Genomic DNA, 19,958 nt, shown 5'->3' with positions numbered 1-19,958 from the left:
GGCTACACCGCCATGCACACGCTCTTGAGCTCGGTGAAGCTCTCGACCGCCGCGCGCCCCAGGTCGCGCCCGTAGCCCGACTGCTTCACGCCGCCCAGCGGCAGCGCGTTGTCGAGCACGTTGTGCGCGTTGACCCAGACCACGCCCGCCTGCAGGCGCGGCACGATGCGGTGCACGGCCGAGAGGCTGTTCGACCACACGCTGGCGGCCAGGCCGTAGGCGCTGTCGTTGGCCATGCGGATGGCGTCTTCCACGTCGTCGAAGGGCACGACCGTCGCGACCGGGCCGAAGACTTCCTCGCGCACGATGCGCATCGAGGGCTTCGCGTCGACGAAGACGGTGGGCTTCACGAAGCAGCCGCCGTCGAACGCGCGGCCGCCGCCGGTCACGAGCGTCGCGCCCTCAGCCACCGCGCCGTCGATGTGCGCCATCACGCGGTCCATGTGGCGGCGCGACACCAGCGGGCCGAACTGCGCCTGCGGATCGAAGCCCGAGCCGATGTGCAGCCCCTCGGCCACCTGAGCCAGCTGCGACACCACCTTGTCGAAGATGCCGCGCTGCACGTACACGCGCGAGCCAGCGGTGCACACCTGCCCCTGGTGGAAGAAGATGCCGTTGGCCGCACCCTGCGCCGCCGCGGCAGGGTCGGCGTCGTCCAGCACGATCAACGGCGACTTGCCGCCGAGCTCCAGCGTGAAGCGCGCCATGTTGTCGACGGCGGCATGGCCGATCATCCGGCCCACGCCGGTCGATCCGGTGAAGCTGATCTTGCGGATGTCCGGATGCGCGGCGAGCGCCGCGCCGGCCGTGGCGCCGCGTCCGCACACCACGTTGAGCGCGCCCGGCGGAAAGCCCGCCTCCATCGCCAGCTCGGCCAACCGCAGCGCGGTGAGCGGTGTTTCTTCCGAAGGCTTGAGCACCACGGTGCAGCCGGCCGCGAGCGCGGGCGCGACCTTCCACAGTGCAATGGCGAGCGGAAAGTTCCACGGCACGATGGCGCCCACCACGCCCACCGGCTCGCGCCGCGTGTACGTCACCCACTGCGGGCCCGGAATGCCGATGGAGTTGTCCAGCGTCTGGCCCTCGAGCTTGGTGGCCCAGCCCGCCATGTAGCGCACGAACTCCGCGCCGGCGCCCACGTCGACCATGCGCGCGATGCCGCGCAGCTTGCCGCTTTGCAGCGTCTCGAGCGCGCTGAGTTCGTCGGCATGCGATTCGATCAGCGTCGACAGCGTGTAGAGCATGCGCTCGCGGTCGGCCGGGCGCAGCGCGCGCCACGCGGCGCTCTCGAAGGTGCGGCGCGCGCTGGCGACTGCCGCGTTCACGTCGGCCGCGTCGCTGTCGGGCGCCTCGGCCACGGTCATCTCGGTGGCGGGGTCGACCACGGGGAGGTAGCTGCCGCTCACGGGCGCTGCTTCGCGGCCGTCGATGTGGTTGCCGCGCCGGCGCTGCGCCAGCAGGCCCACCTGGCCGAGGTGTTCGATCGACAGGTCTCGCAGATTCATGAAGAGGCTCCGGGGCGATGCGTTGAGGAGGAGGAAGAAAGAAGTGCCGTCACTGCATGGCACGCGCCACGAGCAGCGTGTCGGTGAACTGCTCGAAGCGCCGCACCTTGCCGCCCTGCACCTGCCACACGTGGGTGACGCGCGCGTGCATGGTCTTGCCCGTGGCGCGGTTGCGGCCTTGGTAGTCGCCGATGCCGACCACGGTGTCGCCGCCGTCGACCAGCCGCTCGAGCACGAAGCGGTAGCCCTCCCACTCGGCGCCCAGCACCTTGAAGACCTTCTCGATCACCTGCGCCGGGCCGACGTGCGTGCCGGCGCACGGAAAGCCGGCCATCTCGGTCCACCGCACGTCGTCGGCGATGTCGGCGAACATGGCTTCGAGGTCCTGGCGGTCGGAGGCGGCGTAGTGGTCGGCGACGATCTGGTGGGGCGTGCGCATGGGGTGAAGCTCCTGGGTGTGACAGCGAAAAAAGAAGGGAAGAGATCAGACCGGCCCGAACTCGGGCGGATAGAAGGTTTGCGAGGCCTTGCGCATGAAGGCGCCCGCGGGGTTGTTGGCGACTTCGCCGGCGCCGGTGACGCCGAGGAACTTGCCGGTCGAACGGCCTTGCGCGAAGTCGAAGAAGAACACCGACGCGACCGGGATCAGGAACTCGCGGAAGGTGAAGACGTACTGCCCGTCGTCGAACTTCCAGTAGCTCGCCAGGTCCACGTCGCCGTGGCCGCGCTGCACGCCGACCAGGCACTGCCACGCGTAGCGCTCCGAGCTCAGGTAGGTGTGCTCGTAGGTGTGGTTGGGGCTGTAGGTCTGCCAGGTGCGCAGGCCGATGAGGTCGCGCGTGGCGTGCGGTTCGATGCCCGATGCGGCAGCGCCGCCTTCGAGCGTGCCGGGCCAGAAGTCCTGCGGCACGCGCGGCTGGCCCGCTGCCTCCCCGGCGCTGACGATGCGGCAGCGGATGGCGAGCACGCGGCGCGTGCGCGTGTTGAGCACCACGGTCAGTGCCTCGGTGGGGCGGCTGGCCTGGGTGATGTCGAGAAAGAAGGTGTCGGGCGCGACCTCGATGGCCTCGTACCAGTCGCCCTGCGCCTGCCCGCCGCGCGCGCCCTCCTCCTGCCAATCGATCGTGTGCTGCGTGCGCGGCTTCAGCGTGAGGCGAAAGTCGGGCAATACCAGCACCAGCGTCTGGCCTGCGAGCGCGTCGGTGGGCGGCAGGCGGTTGGTGGCGATGCCGAGCGCGAACTGGTCGTAGGTCTTCCAGTCGGCGGGCTTGGTGGTGTCGGTGCTCATGGTTTTCTTCTCAGGCTTCGTGCGCGAAGGCGATGGTGGGAAGGTCCACGGCGGAAGCGCCGCCATCGACCATCAGCGAACTGCCGGAGACCATCGCGGCCAGCGGCGAGGCGAGGAACATCACGGCGTTCGCGACGTCCTCGGGGCTGGCGGCGCGGCCCATGGGCACGTCGCGCGTGACGAGGTCGTAGGCCGCGTCGGCATCGGCCAGCCGGTACTTGTCGACGAGCACCTGCATCTGCTCGTCGGCCATCTCGGTGCGCACCCAGCCGGGGCACACCGCGTTCACGCGCACGCCCTGCCTGCCGTAGTCGCGCGCCAGCGAACGCACGAGGCCGATGAGCGCGTGCTTCATCGTCACGTAGCCGACCACGCCCGGCCCCGCGAAGTGGCCGGCGAGCGAAGACAGCACGACGATGTTGCCGCGCCGCTCGATCAGCTCCGGCAGCAGCTCGCGCGCGCAGACGAAGGCGGTATCGAGGTTCAGGCGCGTCGAGAGCGCCCACGATGCGTCGTCGGTGGAGAGCGCATCTCCCACGCCGTGGCCGCCCGCATTGGCGACGAGCACGTCGACGCGGCCGAACTTCTCGCGTGCCTGGGCCAGTGCGCGCCGCACGTCGTCGGTGCTGGCGGCATCGCCGGCCACAGCGAGGCCGCCGAGCTTCGATGCAACGGCCTCGAGCTGCGCGACGCGCCGCCCCATCAGCACCACGCGGCCGCCCGCCGCGACGAACTGCGCGGCCACCGCCGCGCCGATGCCGGTGCCGCCGCCCGTGATGAACGCGACCTTGCCGGCCATGGAATTTCCTGTGGAACTCATTCGCTCTGTCTCCTTGTTCTCGTCCGGATCGACTCTAGGATTCGGCGCGCGTTTGCGATTGACCGAAGGCGCAGAGTCAGTTGCCCGACAGCGCAAAGTCGGCGCAGCGCTCGGCCAGCATCACCGTGGGCGCGTTGGTGTTGCCGCTGACGAGCGAGGGCATCACGGAGGCATCGCACACGCGCAGCTTCTTCATGCCGTGCACGCGCATGCACGCATCGACCACGGCCATGCCGTCGCTGCCCATGCGGCAGGTGCCGCTCGGGTGGTAGACGGTCTTGGCGCGCTGGCGCACGTAGGTCTCGATGGCGTCGTCGGCCAGGTCTTCGGCGGCGGAGGGCGCGAGCTCTTCCGACACCAGCTCGCGCAGCGCCGGCGCGCGCAGGATGCGGCGCGCGAGCTTCACGCCGCGCACCAGCGTGGCGACGTCTTCCTGTGCCTGCAGGTAGCCGCCGTCGAACAGGATCGGCGCCATCGGATCGGCGCTGCGCAGCCGCACGCTGCCGCGCGACTTCGGGCGCAGGAAGCAGGGGTTGATCGAGATGCCGTGGCCGGCCAGCGGCTCGCGGTCGACGTCGCCCACCAGCACCGGCAGCACGTGGAACTGCAGGTCGGGGCGGCCCTCGCCGGTGGTGTCGACGAAGCCGCCGCTCTCGACCACGTTCGAGGTGAGCAGGCCGGTGTTGAAGAGCGTCCACTGCAGGCCGTGCTTCAGCGCGGTGAGGCCGCGGTCGTTGCCCAGCAGGCTGATCGGCTCGCGGGTGCGGCCGTAGACCGACACCTCCAAGTGGTCCTGGAAGTTCTCGCCCACGCCGGGCAGGTCGCGCGCCACCGGGATGCCGAGCGACTGCAGCTGCGCGCCGGGGCCGATGCCCGAGAGCATCAGCAGCTTGGGCGAGGCCAGCGCGCCGGCCGAAAGAATCACTTCCTCGCGAGCCGTGGCCACGATGTCCTCGCCGGTGCCGCCCGCGCCCGTGCGGTAGGCCACGCCGGTGGCGGCGCCATCCTGCGTCAGCACGCGCGTCACGTGGGCGCCGGTGACCACGGTGAGCTTCGGGTTGCCGCCCACGGCCGCAAGGTAGGTGGCGGCGGTGCTGGCGCGCCGGCCTTCGAAGGTGGTCGTTTGATAGAAGCCCACGCCCGCCTGTTCGGCGCCGTTGAAGTCGTCGTTGTAGGCCAGGCCGCTCTGCTGCGCGGCGCGCAGGAAGGCCAGGCTCAGCGGGTGGCGAAAGCGCGTGTCGCTCACCTTCAGCGGTCCGTTGGTGCCGTGCAGGTCGCAGGCGAAGCGCGCGTTCGACTCGGCCTTGCGGAACCACGGCAGCACGTCGCGCCAGCCCCAGCCTTCGCAGCCCTGCGCCTGCCAGCCGTCGTAGTCGGCGGGCGTGCCGCGGATGTAGACCATGGCGTTGACCGAGCTGCCGCCACCCAGGGTGCGGCCCTGCGGCACGAACATCCTGCGGCCGGCTGCGGCGCTCTGCGGCTCGCTCTCGTAGGCCCAGGTACGCTCGGTGCCGATCACGCGCACGAAGGTGGCGGGCATGTGGATGAAGCGGTCGTCGTCGGGCGGGCCGGCCTCCAGCAGCAGCACGCTGCGGCCCGCCTGCACCAGCCTGTGCGCCAGCACGCAGCCGGCCGAGCCGGCTCCCACCACCACGAAGTCGAAAACCTGTTGCGCCATGTTCGTCCGGATTTGTTGTTCCGGGCGGATGCTCGGCGCTGCGGCGCGCCGTGGATCACCGGGGCGGCCTGGTGCAACTCAAAATGCGCTGTCGGTCAATGCGGGGGCGCCTGCGACAATCGGGAAATGCCTTTCGCCCCATTGCAAAACGACACTTTCCTGCGGGCCTGCTGGCGCCAGGCCACCGACCACACGCCCGTCTGGCTGATGCGCCAGGCCGGCCGCTACCTGCCGGAGTACGTGGCCACCCGCGCGAAGGCGGGCAGCTTCATGGGGCTGGCCACCAACACCGGCTACGCCACCGAGGTCACGCTGCAGCCGCTGGAGCGCTATCCGCTCGACGCGGCCATCCTGTTCTCCGACATCCTGACCGTGCCTGACGCCATGGGCCTGGGCCTGTCCTTCGAGGCCGGCGAGGGCCCGCGCTTCGCGCGCCCGGTGCGCGACGAGGCGGCTGTGGCCGCGCTCGAAGTGCCCGACATGGAGAAGCTGCGCTACGTGTTCGACGCCGTGGCCTCGATCCGCAAGGCGCTGAACGGCCGCGTGCCGCTGATCGGCTTCTCGGGCAGCCCGTGGACGCTGGCCTGCTACATGGTGGAAGGCGCGGGCTCCAGCGACTACCGCCTCGTGAAGAGCATGCTCTACGGCCGCCCCGACCTCATGCACCGCGTGCTGGCCGTGAACGCCGACTCGGTGGCCGCGTATCTCAACGCCCAGATCGACGCCGGCGCGCAGGCCGTGATGATCTTCGACAGCTGGGGCGGCGTGCTGGCCGACGGCGCGTTCCAGGAATTCAGCCTCGCCTACACAGCCCGCGTGCTGGCCGGCCTGAAGCGCGACGGCGCCGACGGACAGCCGGTGCCGCGCATCGTGTTCACCAAGGGCGGTGGCCTCTGGCTCGACGCCATGCGCGAACTCGACTGCCAGGTGCTGGGCGTGGACTGGACCGTGAACCTAGCCGCCGCGCGAAAGCAGATCGCCGAGGGCACGGACGGCAAGGCCAAGGCGCTGCAGGGCAACATCGATCCCAACGTGCTGTTCGCGCCGCCCGACCGGATCGAGGCCGAGGTGGCGAAGGTGCTCGACGCCTTCGGCAAGCCCCACGCCGACCGCTCCACCCAAGGCCCGACGCACATCTTCAACCTGGGCCACGGCATCAGCCAGTTCACGCCGCCGGAGCACGTCGCGGCGCTGGTGCAGGCGGTGCACGCCCACTCGCGTGCGATGCGCGGCTGACACCACACCTGTTATCGGCAAGAACGGGTTCGGGCGGCCGCGGCGCCCCCTGGAAGTTGGTACGCCAGCGTTTGTCAAGCGCAAAAACGGCATATGGTTCCGTACTTATGCACAAAACACGTGCTGCACTGCGCAAGATTTCGAAGCGGGCCGCCTTCTTTGCTCCCAAAGAGATAGCAACGCTAAGTTGTTGATTTATATAGGATTTGAACTTTGCTTTTTTTCCGGGCAATCCAGCCAGAGCCTTGATTTTCAAGGCTTGGCAGCGAGTCCAGCATGCTTGTCAACAAAGTTATCCACAGGAACTCTGGATGGCCTCCAAAGCGCTGAAAAATCAACGACTTAAGCGCTCTTGCTCCAAGTCTCATTAACAAACCCCTCCAAGAAGGACCGCCCATCTCCACCGCCCGCCTGCCCCTCGACGAGGCTCCCCAGCCGACGGACGGCGCCCCGCCCGCCCTGCCCTGGCGGCTCGACATCGCCGTGCAGACGCCCGCGCACGCCGCGCTCGGCGACCTGCTGAGCTACGCCGGCGCCGAGCCCCTGCCGCCCGGCACGCTGGTGCGGGTGCCGCTGGGCAAGCGCGAGGTGCTGGGCGTGGTCTGGAACGAGCCGGTCTCGCTGGAAGGCGCCGAGCCCGACATGGCGCTCAAGCCCGTGGGCGCGGCGCTCGACGCGCTGGCGCCGCTGGGCGAAGGCTGGCGCGACCTCGTGGCCTTCGCGGCGCGCTACTACCAGCGCTCGATCGGCGAGATCGCGCTGGCCGCCCTGCCGCCGCAGCTGCGCGACCTGTCGACGGCGCAGCTGGCGCGTCGCCTCAAGCGCAAGAGCGCGGCCGGGCCGGTGGCCGAGACGGCCGAATCCGCGAACCCGGTCGCGCTGAGCGCCGAGCAGACGGCCGTGCTGGCGCGCATCGAGGCCTCAAACGAAACGGGCACGGGCACCTTCCTGCTGGTCGGCAGCACCGGCAGCGGCAAGACCGAGGTGTACCTGCGCTGCGTGGCCGACCTGCTCGCGCGCGAGCCCGAAGCCCAGGCGCTGGTGATGGTGCCCGAGATCAACCTCACGCCGCAGCTCGAGGCCCGCTTCAAGGCCCGCTTCGGCGAAGAAGCGGTGGTATCGCTGCACAGCGGCATGACCAACCCGCAGCGCCTGGCGAGCTGGCTGGCGGCGCACAGCGGCGCGGCGCGCATCGTGCTGGGCACGCGCATGGCGGTGTTCGCGTCGATCCCGGCGCTCAAGCTCATCGTGGTCGACGAGGAGCACGACCCGAGCTACAAGCAGCAGGAAGGCGCGCGCTACTCCGCGCGCGACCTCGCCGTGTGGCGCGGCCAGCGCGAGAAGGCCCGGGTGATCCTGGGCTCGGCCACGCCCTCTCTCGAGAGCTGGCACCAGAGCCGCCCCGCCGAGGGCGAAGACCCGGGCGGGCGCTACGTGCGGCTGGCCATGCCCTCGCGCATCGGCGCGGGCGAGCTGCCCGCGGTGCGGCTGGTCGACATGAACCTGCAGCCGCCGAAGACGGTGATCTCGGGCGCGCTGCTGGACGCCATCGGCCAGCGCATCGCGCGCGGCGAGCAGAGCATGATCTTCCTGAACCGGCGCGGCTATGCGCCGGTGCTGGCCTGCGGCGACTGCGGCTGGAAGAGCGAGTGCCCGCACTGCAGCGCGTACCGCGTGTTCCACAAGATCGACCGCACGCTGCGCTGCCACCACTGCGGCTTCACCGAGCGCGTGCCGCGCGCCTGCCCGGCCTGCGGCAACCCCGACATCGCGCCGGTGGGCCGCGGCACCGAGCGGCTCGAGGAGCACCTTGCCGAGCTGTTCTCTTCCGTGAAGCGGCCCGACGGCGGCGCGGTGCGCATCGCCCGCATCGACGCCGACAGCACCAAGAAGCAGGGTTCGCTCGAATCGCAGCTCGCCGCGGTGCACGCGGGCGAGGTCGACGTGCTGGTCGGCACGCAGATGATCGCCAAGGGCCACGACTTCCGCCGCATCACGCTGGTGGCGGCGGTGAACCCCGACGGCGCGCTGTTCTCCAGCGACTTCCGCGCGCCGGAGCGGCTGTTCAGCCTGCTGATGCAGTCGGCCGGCCGCGCGGGCCGCGACGCCGCATACCTTGCCGCGCAAGGTGCGAAGGCCGAGATGTGGGTGCAGACGCACCACGCGCCGCACCCGCTCTTCATGGCGCTGCGCAAGCACGACTACGTCGCCTTCGCGCAGCAGCAACTCGACGAGCGCCGCGCCGCCGGCATGCCGCCCTTCGCATTCCAGGCACTGCTGCGGGCCGACGCACGCGAGCAGTCGGTGGCGCAGGGCTTCCTGAACACGGCGGCCGACCAGGCCGAGGCGCTGCCGGGCGCGGACCTGGTCACGCGCTATCCGGCGGTGCCGCTGGCGATCCAGCGCGTGGCCAATGTGGAGCGTGCGCAGATGCTGATCGAGAGCCCCTCGCGTGCCGCGCTGCAACGGCTGCTTTCGGGCTGGCAGCCGCTGCTGCACGAACTGCGGCGCGCGCCGGAGGGCAAGGGAGTGATCCGCTGGCTGGTCGACGTGGACCCGCACAGCATCTGAGCGGAGTCCGTGCGGTCGGGGCGGCTGCCCCGAGAGCGCGGTTTCAGTGGTAGCCGGTGGGCTCCTTGCCCATGTCCACGTAGCGCAGCTCGTTGTGCCTGCGCCGCGCGATGCTCACGGGCCATGCGAACACGACGAGGCTCAGCGCCCCGAGCGCGATCGCGGTGGCGGTGCCGAACTTGCCGGCATGCCAGAACCAGCCGACCGCGGAGAGCCAGGTCAGCCACAGAAGGATGCGAACCAGTATTGCCATCGCGCGCCCCATTCACATCTTTGACTTGTGAACACTGTAGCAGCGCAATTGCAAACCCAAGCATTCATCTGAAGTAGTAGCGGATAGCTATGTCTTACGACATGCCCAGGACTACCGCAAATTTGTGAAAAAAGAGTTGACGGCGCCCCCCGGCGCTGTTCAAGCTGTAAAGACGCGAACCCGCCGTGGATCGCGCACTCCAAACTGCCTCGCTCACTGCTTGCAAAGGTAGGTCGCCGTGAAACCGCCGTCTCGTTCTGGTTGGTCCCTCTCGCTGGCATCGTGCCTGGTCGCCCTTTCCTTCGCCGTGCCGCCGGCTTCGTCGGCGGCCGAACTGGAACTGCAGGGCAGTCGCCTCGTGGTGTCGGGCATGCTCGACGGGACCATGATCAAGGAGTTCACCGAGCAGCTGGGCAGCGGAACAATCAGCACCGTGGTCTTCGAGGACTCGTTCGGCGGCACCGCCGAAGCGGCCGGCGCCTTCGCCGACGCCATCCGCGCGAGCGGCGTGCAGACCGAGGTGCGGGGCCAGTGCATGGCGGCCTGCGCCTATGCATTCCTGGCCGGCAGGACGCACCGCTTCGGCTACGGGCTGCAGGTCAACGGCGTCCTGCTGCCGGTGGCGCAGCGCCCCACGGCCGCCGAACTGGCGGTGCGCTGGCGCGGCGACGACGCCCACAAGACGCTCAGCGATTTCATGCCAACCTCGGCCAAGCCGGTGGAAGCCAGCGTTCCGCCCGCGAAAGACAACGCCAGGGACGGCGCCAGAGACAACTGGCAGCCCGACCACGGCGTGCTCTTCACCGCGAGCCCCACGCTCTTCGGCCGCGTCTACAACACCTACTACTGCGACGGCACCCAGGGCCGCGACTTCTCGAAGTGCGAGCGCCTCGCCGATGCCGACCCGTACAAGCTCGGGGTGCTGACGCCCTAGCCTCTTACCCTTACCTGAGCGCGCTCACCGCCAGCGGAAAGCTCAGGAAGGCGATCACCGTCGTCCACAGGATGATGCGCGCGATGCGCCCGTTGTCCGCGCCGAAGCGCTCGGCCAGCATCGAGACGTTGCTCGCGCTCGGCAGTGCCGCGACCAGCACGATCGTCACCAGCGCCGCATGCGACAGCGGCAGCCCCAGCGCGATGGCGCCGAGCCCCAGGCTCCACACCAGCAGCGGGTGAGCGAGCAGCTTCACCGCCACCACCGGCAGCACGTCGCCCCACGGAGCCTTGGCCGCCGGCATGCGGCCGGTGGCGCCCATGGCCTCGGCCACCGCCGCGCTGGCGTCGTGCTCGCGCGCCAGCAGTGCCGAGCGGGCCAGTACCGCGCCGATGGTGAAGAGCGCCACCGGCGAGGCGGCATCGGCCAGCATGGCGATGGTGCGCTCGACGGGCCCCGGCAGCGCCCAGCGCGCGGCCGACAGCAGCACGCCCAGCAGGATCGACCACGGCATCGGGTTGACCACGATGCCGCGCAGCGCCTTGCGCGCCGCCAGCATGGCGCCGTGTCGTCCGGCGCCTCCGGCCCCGTCGAGCCGCGACAGCGCGATGCACAGCGAGGAAGTGACGACGAGATCGAACGCGATCGTGATGATGATCGGCCCCGCCGCCTGCGCGCCGAGGATGGCCACCAGCAGCGGCACGCCCATGAAGCCGGTGTTCGGAAACGCGGCCACCAGCGCGCCGAAAGCCGCGTCGTTCCAGCCCACGCGCGAATTCCGCGTGAACGCGACCACGCCCGCCACCACCGCCAGCGCGCAGATGCCCCATATCAGTGCAACGCTGCCGTCGAGCAGCTGCCCGATGGGCGTGCCCGCGCCGAAGCGCAGCAGCATGCACGGCAGCGCGAAATACAGCACGAAGGTGTTGAGGCCGGGAATGGCGTCCAGCGGCAGGATGCGGGCGCGGGCCGCGCCGTAGCCGGCCGCGATCAACGCGAAGAAAGGGAAAGTAACAAGGAATACAGGCAGCACCGGTGCATTGTCGTTTGGCGCCCGAGGGGCCGCATCGGAGTGCCCGGCCTACAAACCCGGCGGGGGCCGCACCCGTATCATTGGCCGCTTTGCTTTTGCGCCAGCCGTTCCCAACGGCGTTCTTCACGGCCTCTTCAGGTTCTCTTTTTCTCCCATGTCTCACGGACTCAATCCCGCACAGCTCGAAGCGGTCAACTACATGAGCGGTCCCTGCCTGGTGCTTGCCGGTGCGGGCTCGGGCAAGACGCGCGTGATCACGCACAAGATCGGCCGGCTCATCCAGTCGGGCATCGAGCCGCAGCGCATCGCGGCCATCACCTTCACCAACAAGGCGGCCGCCGAGATGCGCGAGCGCGCGAAGCACCTCATCGGCAAGGACGCGCGCAAGGTCGTGGTGTGCACCTTCCACGCGCTGGGCGTGCGCATGATGCGCGAGGACGGCAGCGTGCTCGGCCTGAAGAAGGCGTTCAGCATCCTCGACGCCGACGACGTGACGAAGATCCTGAAGGACGCAGGCGGCACTTCCGACATCGCCACCGCGCGCATCTGGCAGTGGACCATCAGCAAGTGGAAGAACATGGGGCTGAACTCCGCGCAGGCCGAGGCCCAGGCCGCCGACGACAACGAACGCATCACCGCGAAGATCATGGCCCGCTACGAGGAGCGGCTGCTGGCCTACCAGAGCGTGGACTTCGACGACCTCATCGGCATGCCGCTGAAGCTGCTCTACGAATTCCCGGAAGTGCGCGCCAAGTGGCAGGCAATGATGGGCCACATCCTGGTCGACGAATACCAGGACACCAACGCCACGCAGTACGACGTGCTCAGGGCCCTGGCCGGCGAGCGCGGCCACTTCACCGCGGTGGGCGACGACGACCAGTCCATCTACGGCTGGCGCGGCGCCACGCTGGACAACCTGCGCAAGCTGCCGGTCGACTATCCGAAGCTCAAGGTCATCAAGCTGGAGCAGAACTACCGCTCCACCAGCGCCATCCTGCGCGCGGCCAACAACGTGATCGGGCCCAACCCCAAGCTCTTTCCGAAGACGCTGTTCTCCGAGCTCGGCGAGGGCGAGCCGGTGCGCATCGTCGACGCCGACAGCGAGGTGCACGAAGCCGAGCGCGCGGTGGCGCGCATCGTCAGCATCCGCGCGGGCGAGGCCACCACGCAGGGCAAGCAGTACAAGGAATTCCGCGACTTCGCCATCCTCTACCGCGCCAACCACCAGGCGCGCGTGTTCGAGCAGGCGCTGCGCAAGGCGCAGATCCCGTACAAGGTCTCGGGCGGCCAGAGCTTCTTCGACCGCGCCGAGATCAAGGACCTGTGCGGCTGGTTCCGCCTGTGGGTCAACAACGACGACGATCCGGCGTTCCTGCGCGCCATCACCACGCCCAAGCGCGGCATCGGCCACACCACGCTGGCGAGCCTGGGCACCTTCGCGAGCCAGTACAAGCTGAGCCTGTTCGAGGCGCTGTTCAGCCCTTCGCTGCCCAGCGTGATGCCCAAGCGCACGCTGGAAGGCATCCACGAGTTCGGCCGCTACATCAACGACCTCGAATACCGCGCGCGCCGCACCATGGGCGCGGAAGACTCGCGCACCTTCATGCTCGACTGGCTGAAGGAGATCGACTACGAGAAGCACCTGTACGACGGCGAGGACAGCGAAGCCGCCGCCGCATCGCGCTGGACCAACGTGCTGGAATTCGTCGACTGGATGTCGCAGCGCGCCGGCGGCACGCTCGACGACACCTCGGGTGCCGACAGCGGCGGCATCGAGACCGAGCGCAAGAGCCTGCTCGAGGTGGCGCAGACCATCTCGCTGCTGTCGACCATCAGCGAGCGCGAGCAGGACCAGGACGTGGTCACGCTCTCCACGCTTCACGCATCCAAGGGCCTCGAGTGGCCGCACGTCATGCTCATCGGCGTGAGCGAGGGCCTGCTGCCCTTCAAGCTCGACGACGACAACGGCCGCCAGCAGAAGGTGAGCGAGGACACGCTGCAGCGCCTGCAGGAAGAGCGCCGCCTGATGTACGTGGGCATCACGCGCGCGCAGCGCAGCCTGGCCGTGAGCTGGACCAAGAAGCGCAAGCAGGGCCGCGAGATGGTGCCCTGCATACCGAGCCGCTTCATCGCCGAGATGGGCCTGGACAAGGCCACCACCAAGGAAGACCCGCGCGAGAAGCTCAAGGCGCTGCGCGCCGAGTTCGCGCGCAAGGCGCAGGACAGCGCCGCGAAGGCCGCCGCGGCAGCCTCGGCACCATGAAGATGACGACGACGAAGACGAAGCCAATGAAGAAGACCGCCGCGACCACCGCCCTGCTGGCCGCCGCCCTGGCCGTTCTCTCGGGCTGCGCCTCGATGCGCGGCGGCAGCGCCGACTGCCCCACCGACGCGCGCGACCTGCCTCTGGAATCGCTCTACGGCAACTGGGAGGCGCGCTTCGACAACCTGCCCGCCGTGGCCGTCGTGCAGCTCGGCAAGCACCCCGACTACGACGGCGTGCGCGGCACCATCACGCGCAACGGCGCGAACCCCGCGAAGGCCACGGTCGCGCAGCTCGCGGGCGACGTGGACGACGAAGGCGCGCTTTCCATCGACGAGTCGCAGGACGGCCGCGCCATCAGCGGCGTGTGGTCGGGCAAGCTGCAGACCGGCTCGTGCGGGCGCGAGTTCAGGGGCACGTGGCGCAATGCCGCCGACGAGAGCACGCATCCGTTCGTGCTCAGCAAGACAGTGGCACAGGAAGGAAAGAAGCCATGACCAAGATGAAGACCATCCCGCGATCCCGCTTCAGGCTCGGCACGCTCGCAGCCGTGGCGGCGTGCCTGGGCGGCACGGCCGGCGCGGTGCACGCACAGGCCGTGGACAAGCCCGCGAGCCCGCTGGCCGACTCGCAGCTCACCTGGCAGCAGTGCGCCGCGCTTGGCGCCAACAACGATGCGCGCCTGGCCTGCTTCGACCGCTGGGCGCAGCAGCAGACGCTGCCCGCGGCGGCGGTGCCGCCGGCGCCTCCCGTGCTCGCGAGCACGCAGCCGCCGGTGGACGGCACGGTTCCCGCCACGCGCGTGGTATCGGTGGCCACCACCGAAGGCTGTCGCGACCGCCAGTACTCGGCGCTCTCGCGCTTCTGGGAACTCGAGAACGCCACCGACTGCGGCACCTTCGGCTTCCGCGGCTATCGTCCGCTGAACGTGTCGGCCTCGGCCGCCACCAAGAAGCCCGAGACGCCGACCTCGCCCTCGGCCGGCCACACCGCCGACCCGGTGGCCTACCAGGCCAACGAGATGCGCATCGGCCTGTCGGTGCGCACCAAGCTCGCGCAGGGCATGCTCACGCAGAACGATCCGGTGAAGAAGGACTCGCTGTGGTTCGCCTACAGCCAGCAGTCGACCTGGCAGCTGTTCAACGGCGCCATCTCGCGGCCCTTCCGCACCACCGACCACGAACCGGAGCTGATGTACGTCTACCCGACCGACTTCAAGCTGCCGGGCGGATGGCGCTGGCGCTATTCGGGACTGGGCATCGTGCACCAGTCGAACGGCCAGAGCCTGCCGCTGTCGCGCAGCTGGAACCGCGTGTACCTGATGGGCGGCGCCGAACTCGACGACCGCTTCACCGTCACCGGCCGCATCTGGAAGCGCATCTCCGAGAGCGCCGCGAAGGACGACAACCCCGACATCGCCGACTACTACGGCCGCGCCGAGATCACCGGCCGCTGGAACCTCAACCGCGACAACCAGCTCGCCGTGACCGTGCGCAACAACCTGCGCGACAGCGGCCGCGGCTCGATCCGCCTCGAATGGCTCAAGGCGATCGGCGATCCGACCAAGAGCAACCTGCGCTTCCACACGCAGCTGTTCTCGGGCTATGGCGACACGCTGGTGGACTACAACCGCAAGCGCACAGTGCTCAGCATCGGCCTGAGCCTTGTGGACTTCTGATTTCTTTCACGCGAAGACCAACCTCATGAGTGCAGACCTCTCTCCCGTCGACCTGTCCCCAGTTGACGATATGCAGCGCGAGATCATCGCGGCGCTGCACGTCGCGCCCGTCTTCGATGCAGCCCGCGAGCTGGAGCGGCGCGTTGACTTTCTCGCCGGCTACCTGAAGCAGACCGGCCTGAAGACGCTGGTGCTGGGCATCAGCGGCGGCGTCGATTCGCTGACCGCCGGCTGCCTCGCGCAGCGCGCGGTCGAGAAGCTGCGCGCCACGGGCTACGACGCCACCTTCATCGCGATGCGCCTGCCCTACGGTGTGCAGAAGGACGAAGCCGAGGCGCAGGCCTCGCTCAAGGTGATGAAGCCCGACCGCACCATCACCGTCGACATCCGCCCCGCCGCCGACGGCATGCTCGCGGCGTTGAAGGCGGGCGACCTGACGTTCCGCGACGCCGCGCACGAAGACTTCGTGCTGGGCAACATCAAGGCGCGCCAGCGCATGATCGCGCAGTTCGCGGTGGCCGGCGCGCACGACGGCATCGTCATCGGCACCGACCACGCGGCCGAGGCGCTGATGGGCTTCTTCACCAAGTTCGGCGACGGCGCGGCCGACATCACGCCGCTCACTGGCCTCAACAAGCGCCGCGTGCGCGCAGTGGCGCAGCTGCTGGGCGCACCCGACGCGCTGGTCTACAAGGTGCCCACCGCCGACCTCGAGTCGCTGGTGCCGGGCAAGCCCGACGAGGATGCCTTCGGCGTCACCTACGAGCAGATCGACGACTTCCTCGAAGGCAAGCCGGTGTCGGCCGAGGCGCGCCGCATCATTCTTTCCACACACCGCAAGAGCGCGCACAAGCGCGCGCTGCCCGTCGAGCCCTTCTGAGGGCAGCGACACACCCGGTCAGCGCGCGACCACCCTCACCTTCCAGCGCCTGGCCCCGAGCTCGGAGGCATAGGGCACGGGAATGCTGGCCTCGAAGCCGTTGTTCCGGATCACGGCGTCGTACAGCGTCCAGCGGACCTGCGTGCCGTCCGGCGCCTCGTGCACCACCTGCATCGAAGGGGCGCCAATGTTGGTGCCCACGTGGGCGTAGCGCGCGTCCACCGTCATCGGCAAGTGGGGCGGAAAGGGCTCGCTGCCCGGCAGGTCACGCCACTCGTCATGCATTAGCAGGCTGGGTCTCGGCGACTAAGAGGGCAGAGGTTGGCGGGGATTCCACCACCATGCCGCCTCGAGCATCGCGGCCTATGGGTTCTTGATGGCTGAACGCCTGATCGTCGACAAGTCTGTCGGCAAAAGACTTCATCGAACGCCAAGTGCCTGCCCTCCCCGAGGATTACATCCCCCGCGGCAGTCCTGCGCGCACAGCGCCACGTGGCGATGTCGATCACGACACTGCGCCCCGACTGAGATACCGGCTGCTCGCTCGTCTCGGTCAATGCCCTGCTGCTTAAGGGCAAGCGCAAAGCTACTCTTTTGACACAGTAAGAATAGGCAATACGGACCGACGAAACCCTGGCTGTCGCTCGGCTCATCGAGCGTCTATGGCGAAAAATTCAAGAAGCAGTGGACCAGACAGCTTCCCCGCTGTTGCCCGTTAGGAAGAGCACGACCTTGACAGCCCAAGCTGGGCCACGTTTTAGGCTAGCAACGGCGATCCAGCGATGATCTACAGTCCGCTTTCGATCACAGCGGTCGTCCATTGCCGGGCATATCGCTGGCAGCTCTCAGTCTTCAGGGGTCATAGCAGCTGGATTCTTAACTGCCCGGTAGAAGTCGTCGGACCGCGGGCGCGTGTCAGGCTCCAGTATTGAGGTCGGCCGGCCCGTGGGCATCTGAGTACCCCTCCGGATCATCTACCCAGCGTTGCAACGCGGCACGAGGCCATCCGCAGGCGCGTCCACCCAAGTGCACAGGAGCTGGGAACTTGCCCTCAGCAATCCTGCGATATAGGGTCGCGCGGCTCAGCGCGGTGATGCGTATCACATCGTGCATGCGAAAGAACTCGGGCCCTTCCACGCTCGAAAGGTCAACACGGCGGTGACTGGAATGGGGTCCAAAATGCATGACAACTCCTTGAAGCTGGTTCGAGCCTTCAAGCAGCTAGCTGAGTACCGACGGCGAATCTCTGACTTGAAGAATCCGGGCAGCAGCAGCACCGGCGCCGAAACCAGCAGCAAACCCATCCTGACTTGATCAGCATTGCGGCCGTATCGAGGGCCTCTTAAGACTCGTCTTCCGCGTGGATGCACGTTGAGCATGCGACGACTCACGACTTCTGACAACTAACAACTTTCACAGTAGACAACCTCTACCTTTCGGCATCAGTGGCCACACTCCCAGACGACGACACCGCACCAGGGCTGCAGCCGAATGCAAGACCAGCGTTATTGCGCATCCGCTCGCACTCATACGTGCGCTGCGTAAGACTCACCAGAAACAGACGCGGACCGCGCCTCGAACAAGAACCGTTTTTGCCAAGCGACTTACCTGGAACGCCAGCCGCATGAGAGTGCGACGGCGCTCAAAGGCACACCCAATCCACCCTCGTTGCGCGGCATGTGGTGCATAAATGCCGATGGAAATTTCCGCTCATACGGCAAGGCCGCCGCCATCGCCGCGTCACGTGCAGGCAGTCAGGTCGCGGCTGGGCTCACCGATTGGCATCACCGACTTGGCCTGTGTCCGGCAGACGCGGCACGGTCGGCCCGTCATGTAGCGAGGCCAGACAGGCATCGATGGTCGAAACGTGAGCAAGTCGCACAGCGTCGGGCGGCATGGCGCGCGGGCATTGTGTTTCGTCATTGCGGCCTGCGAGAAGCAATTCGGGCAAATGAAACAATGCTTGCTGTCGCGGTCGGCGAGACCCACACGCCGGCCCCCAAGAGCGCCCTCAGCGAAGTCGTAGCACCCGCCAACGCGCAGAACCATTTCCCGACGTCAAGCTTCGTCGGCCGCTGCGTAAGTTCCTCGCTCACCGAAAGTGCGCTCCAGGTGACTTGACATCTGTACGTTGCTGCGTTCGACTTCGTTCCGCATCCTTCCAGCGCTCCGCCATGCGCCGCCCGTCGGTCTGCACAGCCGGCATGCGCTCGATGAAGCGCTCCACGCGTTCGGCCAACTCGACCTGACCCTGCCTTCTCAGCGTATCAGCGGCCGCCTGCCAGTCTGCCACCACCTCCTGCCGCGTGCGCCGCATCTCATCTCTGCCGGCATCGAGGGTGTCTCGCTTTGTCTGTAGAGCCCGCAGCACGGCCCCTAGCTTGGCCCGCATGAAACTCGAAGTCTTCGGTGACCGCCGACCTGCCCGCTCGGCCGGCGCCAGTCGCCCGAACGCGCGAAGCGCACGCAGGCGATGATGGATGGTGTCCATCAGCGGCTTGCGGATCTGCCCGCGCACCTGCCGCGGCGTCGCGTTGGCCGCCACGCCCTGCTCCCGCATCAGCGCGGCGAACTGCTCACGCCATTGGCGCAGCATCTCCTTGCGGATGTAGAGACGCTTGCCGGGCTCGAACTCGTGCTCGCACTTGACCACGAGATGCACATGCGGGTGTGGCTGGTCGGTGTGCAGCACCGTGGCGTACCGGTACTGGAGCGCAAAGTTCTCCCGCGCGAACACGCGCGCCGCCGCAAGCACCTTTCCCGGCGGCGTGCCCGGCGGCATCGACAGCACGATATTGTGGGCGAGCTTCGGGCGGATGTCCTTCTGGCCTGGAGCCGGCTTGGGCCTGTACTGGCTCCTGCACAGGTCCAACTGCCAGTCGGTGACGATCTCTTTGGGGGCACCATGGCCCCGCATGGCGGGCCCTTCATCGGTCTCGAGGGGCAGTTTCCCATGCCGGCTGATGTAGCGCAGGTGCGCTTCGACACCACCGGTGTCACGCCCGCCGCCGGAGACCTTCACCAACACCTCGGGCGTGCGTCCCACCGTACGCCGGATCTGCGCGATCTCGCCAGTCCCGAAGCGCAGCGTACCACTGGGTCCGCGTCGGCCGTAGCTCACGATGTCCAGCGCCATGTCGCGTACGCCATTGGTCGATTGATGGCCGCCGCGTGCCAGCCGCAGCGTCTGCTTAGGCACGGAGCACCTCGCGGCTGTGGGTCCCCCAGCTGATCAGGTTGCGCTGCACGATAGCGGTGGCGGCCACGCGCGCCTGTGCTACCTCCCGTCGGGCCAGCGCGAGTGCATCAATGATCTCGCAGGCCTGCGGCTGCGTGACGGTGTTCGGCAAGCCGAACATACGGAACTGCCGTCCGAACGCGGCCAGCTGAGCGCAGGTCGCCTTGATCTGAGCGAGTTCTTTCAGTGGCAGCACCATGGGTCCGTGCACATGGTTGTGAATCAGCATGGCGAGATAGCTGCCTGGCTTCATGCCCCGGGCTTCGGCCCGCTCAGCAATCAGGACGCGGTCGCCCGCAAGAAGCCGCAGGGTGATGCGATCTTCGGAAAGACGGCCGATGTCCGGAGCGCTCGGGGTATGTGTGGAGGACGACACCGTGGTCGAGGGCACATTGGTGCGCAGAACCTCGTCGACGAGCTTGGCGAGCAAGCCGGCCTCAGTCAGTTGATGATGTGCCGCGAGCGCAGCAAACCGTGTCCGCGTTTCGGCCGACACCCGGGCCCCAATCACGCTCGATCGAGAGGTCTTGGTCATCGCAACGCCATGGCTGTTAACAATGTCTGACGGCAGTCTATCCTGC

At 68.3% G+C, this 19,958-nt stretch carries 17 protein-coding genes and 2 pseudogenes; 8 read left to right on the top strand and 11 right to left on the bottom strand.

Features of this window, described 5'->3' with window-relative positions; all coding sequences use genetic code 11:
• Positions 1 to 2 precede the first annotated feature (2 nt).
• The 5 genes and pseudogenes from BMY35_RS31730 to BMY35_RS31710 form a co-directional block, all read right to left on the bottom strand.
• A complete protein-coding gene (locus tag BMY35_RS31730; protein ID WP_093207125.1) occupies positions 3 to 1,505 on the bottom strand; it encodes an aldehyde dehydrogenase family protein in 1,503 nt (500 codons plus the stop codon).
• Between the two features lie 49 nt (positions 1,506 to 1,554).
• On the bottom strand, positions 1,555 to 1,944 hold the full coding sequence (locus BMY35_RS31725) for a nuclear transport factor 2 family protein (protein ID WP_093207122.1): 390 nt from the start codon (positions 1,942 to 1,944) through the stop codon (positions 1,555 to 1,557).
• A 45-nt stretch (positions 1,945 to 1,989) separates the two neighbouring features.
• Positions 1,990 to 2,793 (bottom strand): MoaF C-terminal domain-containing protein, encoded by an 804-nt coding sequence (locus BMY35_RS31720; protein WP_093207119.1) that lies wholly within the window; start codon positions 2,791 to 2,793, stop codon positions 1,990 to 1,992.
• 10 nt (positions 2,794 to 2,803) lie between these two features.
• Positions 2,804 to 3,613 (bottom strand): SDR family NAD(P)-dependent oxidoreductase, encoded by an 810-nt coding sequence (locus tag BMY35_RS31715; RefSeq protein WP_177213754.1) that lies wholly within the window; start codon positions 3,611 to 3,613, stop codon positions 2,804 to 2,806.
• Positions 3,614 to 3,698: 85 nt separating this feature from the next.
• A pseudogene (locus BMY35_RS31710) lies at positions 3,699 to 5,291 on the bottom strand (GMC family oxidoreductase); the annotation flags it as partial.
• A gap of 126 nt (positions 5,292 to 5,417) precedes the next feature.
• Between BMY35_RS31710 and hemE the strand changes: the two are divergent.
• Together hemE and BMY35_RS31700 are read left to right on the top strand one after the other, a co-directional pair.
• The gene (hemE, locus tag BMY35_RS31705; protein WP_093207112.1) at positions 5,418 to 6,527 is read left to right on the top strand and encodes a uroporphyrinogen decarboxylase; all 1,110 of its coding nucleotides are present in this window, start codon (positions 5,418 to 5,420) and stop codon (positions 6,525 to 6,527) included.
• A 483-nt stretch (positions 6,528 to 7,010) separates the two neighbouring features.
• Entirely contained in the window at positions 7,011 to 9,098 is a 2,088-nt protein-coding gene (locus BMY35_RS31700; RefSeq protein ID WP_093207109.1) for a primosomal protein N', read from the top strand.
• Positions 9,099 to 9,141: 43 nt separating this feature from the next.
• Here the strand turns inward: BMY35_RS31700 and BMY35_RS31695 are convergent, their stop codons facing one another.
• On the bottom strand, positions 9,142 to 9,351 hold the full coding sequence (locus BMY35_RS31695; RefSeq protein WP_093207455.1) for a hypothetical protein: 210 nt from the start codon (positions 9,349 to 9,351) through the stop codon (positions 9,142 to 9,144).
• Between the two features lie 238 nt (positions 9,352 to 9,589).
• Between BMY35_RS31695 and BMY35_RS31690 the strand changes: the two genes are divergently transcribed.
• A complete protein-coding gene (locus BMY35_RS31690; protein ID WP_256230182.1) occupies positions 9,590 to 10,285 on the top strand; it encodes a hypothetical protein in 696 nt (231 codons plus the stop codon).
• A gap of 10 nt (positions 10,286 to 10,295) precedes the next feature.
• Here the strand turns inward: BMY35_RS31690 and BMY35_RS31685 are convergent, their stop codons facing one another.
• Positions 10,296 to 11,318 carry an AEC family transporter gene (locus tag BMY35_RS31685; RefSeq protein ID WP_093207107.1) on the bottom strand — a complete coding sequence of 341 codons (1,023 nt, stop codon included), beginning with the start codon at positions 11,316 to 11,318 and terminating at the stop codon, positions 10,296 to 10,298.
• A 154-nt stretch (positions 11,319 to 11,472) separates the two neighbouring features.
• On the opposite strand from BMY35_RS31685, the gene BMY35_RS31680 reads away from it, so the two are divergent.
• The 4 genes from BMY35_RS31680 to nadE are packed head-to-tail and all read left to right on the top strand — an operon-like array spanning position 11,473 to position 16,139.
• Positions 11,473 to 13,581: an ATP-dependent helicase gene (locus BMY35_RS31680; protein ID WP_093207104.1), complete on the top strand. Its 2,109-nt coding sequence runs from the start codon at positions 11,473 to 11,475 to the stop codon at positions 13,579 to 13,581.
• 26 nt (positions 13,582 to 13,607) lie between these two features.
• Positions 13,608 to 14,078, top strand: coding sequence for a hypothetical protein (locus BMY35_RS31675; protein WP_093207450.1), 471 nt, complete (start codon positions 13,608 to 13,610; stop codon positions 14,076 to 14,078).
• On the top strand, positions 14,075 to 15,259 hold the full coding sequence (locus tag BMY35_RS31670; RefSeq protein ID WP_176947370.1) for a phospholipase A: 1,185 nt from the start codon (positions 14,075 to 14,077) through the stop codon (positions 15,257 to 15,259). Before BMY35_RS31675 ends, BMY35_RS31670 begins: the two co-directional genes overlap by 4 nt.
• A gap of 25 nt (positions 15,260 to 15,284) precedes the next feature.
• On the top strand, positions 15,285 to 16,139 hold the full coding sequence (gene nadE / locus BMY35_RS31665; RefSeq protein ID WP_093207101.1) for an ammonia-dependent NAD(+) synthetase: 855 nt from the start codon (positions 15,285 to 15,287) through the stop codon (positions 16,137 to 16,139).
• An 18-nt stretch (positions 16,140 to 16,157) separates the two neighbouring features.
• Here nadE and BMY35_RS31660 read toward each other — a convergent pair whose 3' ends face one another.
• Positions 16,158 to 16,424: a hypothetical protein gene (locus BMY35_RS31660; protein ID WP_093207099.1), complete on the bottom strand. Its 267-nt coding sequence runs from the start codon at positions 16,422 to 16,424 to the stop codon at positions 16,158 to 16,160.
• 25 nt (positions 16,425 to 16,449) lie between these two features.
• On the opposite strand from BMY35_RS31660, the pseudogene BMY35_RS31655 reads away from it, so the two are divergent.
• Positions 16,450 to 16,737: pseudogene (locus BMY35_RS31655) on the top strand (IS701 family transposase); the annotation flags it as partial.
• Between the two features lie 317 nt (positions 16,738 to 17,054).
• Here BMY35_RS31655 and BMY35_RS31650 read toward each other — a convergent pair.
• The 3 genes from BMY35_RS31650 to BMY35_RS38950 all read right to left on the bottom strand — a co-directional run bounded on the left by BMY35_RS31650 (position 17,055) and on the right by BMY35_RS38950 (position 19,912).
• Positions 17,055 to 17,252, bottom strand: a complete 198-nt coding sequence (locus tag BMY35_RS31650) for a helix-turn-helix transcriptional regulator (protein ID WP_338067628.1) — start codon at positions 17,250 to 17,252, stop codon at positions 17,055 to 17,057.
• Positions 17,253 to 18,231: 979 nt separating this feature from the next.
• Positions 18,232 to 19,275, bottom strand: a complete 1,044-nt coding sequence (locus BMY35_RS31645) for a relaxase/mobilization nuclease domain-containing protein (RefSeq protein WP_093207094.1) — start codon at positions 19,273 to 19,275, stop codon at positions 18,232 to 18,234.
• Between the two features lie 55 nt (positions 19,276 to 19,330).
• Complete coding sequence (locus tag BMY35_RS38950) at positions 19,331 to 19,912, bottom strand: hypothetical protein (protein ID WP_240652084.1); 582 nt, start codon at positions 19,910 to 19,912, stop codon at positions 19,331 to 19,333.
• Positions 19,913 to 19,958 lie beyond the last annotated feature (46 nt).

It is taken from the genome of Variovorax sp. YR750 (assembly GCF_900109805.1).
Lineage (GTDB): Bacteria > Pseudomonadota > Gammaproteobacteria > Burkholderiales > Burkholderiaceae_C > Variovorax > Variovorax gossypii.
This window is presented reverse-complemented; position numbering and strand designations above follow the sequence as displayed.

What these genes read in the sequence shown, in the direction of transcription:
- BMY35_RS31730 (WP_093207125.1), bottom strand. Translation starts at nt 1,505, where the DNA reads ATGAATCTGCGAGACCTGTCGATCGAACACCTCGGCCAGGTGGGCCTG.
- BMY35_RS31725 (WP_093207122.1), bottom strand. Translation starts at nt 1,944, where the DNA reads ATGCGCACGCCCCACCAGATCGTCGCCGACCACTACGCCGCCTCCGAC.
- BMY35_RS31720 (WP_093207119.1), bottom strand. Translation starts at nt 2,793, where the DNA reads ATGAGCACCGACACCACCAAGCCCGCCGACTGGAAGACCTACGACCAG.
- BMY35_RS31715 (WP_177213754.1), bottom strand. Translation starts at nt 3,613, where the DNA reads ATGAGTTCCACAGGAAATTCCATGGCCGGCAAGGTCGCGTTCATCACG.
- hemE (WP_093207112.1), top strand. Translation starts at nt 5,418, where the DNA reads ATGCCTTTCGCCCCATTGCAAAACGACACTTTCCTGCGGGCCTGCTGG.
- BMY35_RS31695 (WP_093207455.1), bottom strand. Translation starts at nt 9,351, where the DNA reads ATGGCAATACTGGTTCGCATCCTTCTGTGGCTGACCTGGCTCTCCGCG.
- BMY35_RS31680 (WP_093207104.1), top strand. Translation starts at nt 11,473, where the DNA reads ATGTCTCACGGACTCAATCCCGCACAGCTCGAAGCGGTCAACTACATG.
- BMY35_RS31675 (WP_093207450.1), top strand. Translation starts at nt 13,608, where the DNA reads ATGAAGAAGACCGCCGCGACCACCGCCCTGCTGGCCGCCGCCCTGGCC.
- BMY35_RS31670 (WP_176947370.1), top strand. Translation starts at nt 14,075, where the DNA reads ATGACCAAGATGAAGACCATCCCGCGATCCCGCTTCAGGCTCGGCACG.
- nadE (WP_093207101.1), top strand. Translation starts at nt 15,285, where the DNA reads ATGAGTGCAGACCTCTCTCCCGTCGACCTGTCCCCAGTTGACGATATG.
- BMY35_RS31660 (WP_093207099.1), bottom strand. Translation starts at nt 16,424, where the DNA reads ATGCATGACGAGTGGCGTGACCTGCCGGGCAGCGAGCCCTTTCCGCCC.
- BMY35_RS31650 (WP_338067628.1), bottom strand. Translation starts at nt 17,252, where the DNA reads ATGCACGATGTGATACGCATCACCGCGCTGAGCCGCGCGACCCTATAT.
- BMY35_RS31645 (WP_093207094.1), bottom strand. Translation starts at nt 19,275, where the DNA reads ATGGCGCTGGACATCGTGAGCTACGGCCGACGCGGACCCAGTGGTACG.
- BMY35_RS38950 (WP_240652084.1), bottom strand. Translation starts at nt 19,912, where the DNA reads ATGACCAAGACCTCTCGATCGAGCGTGATTGGGGCCCGGGTGTCGGCC.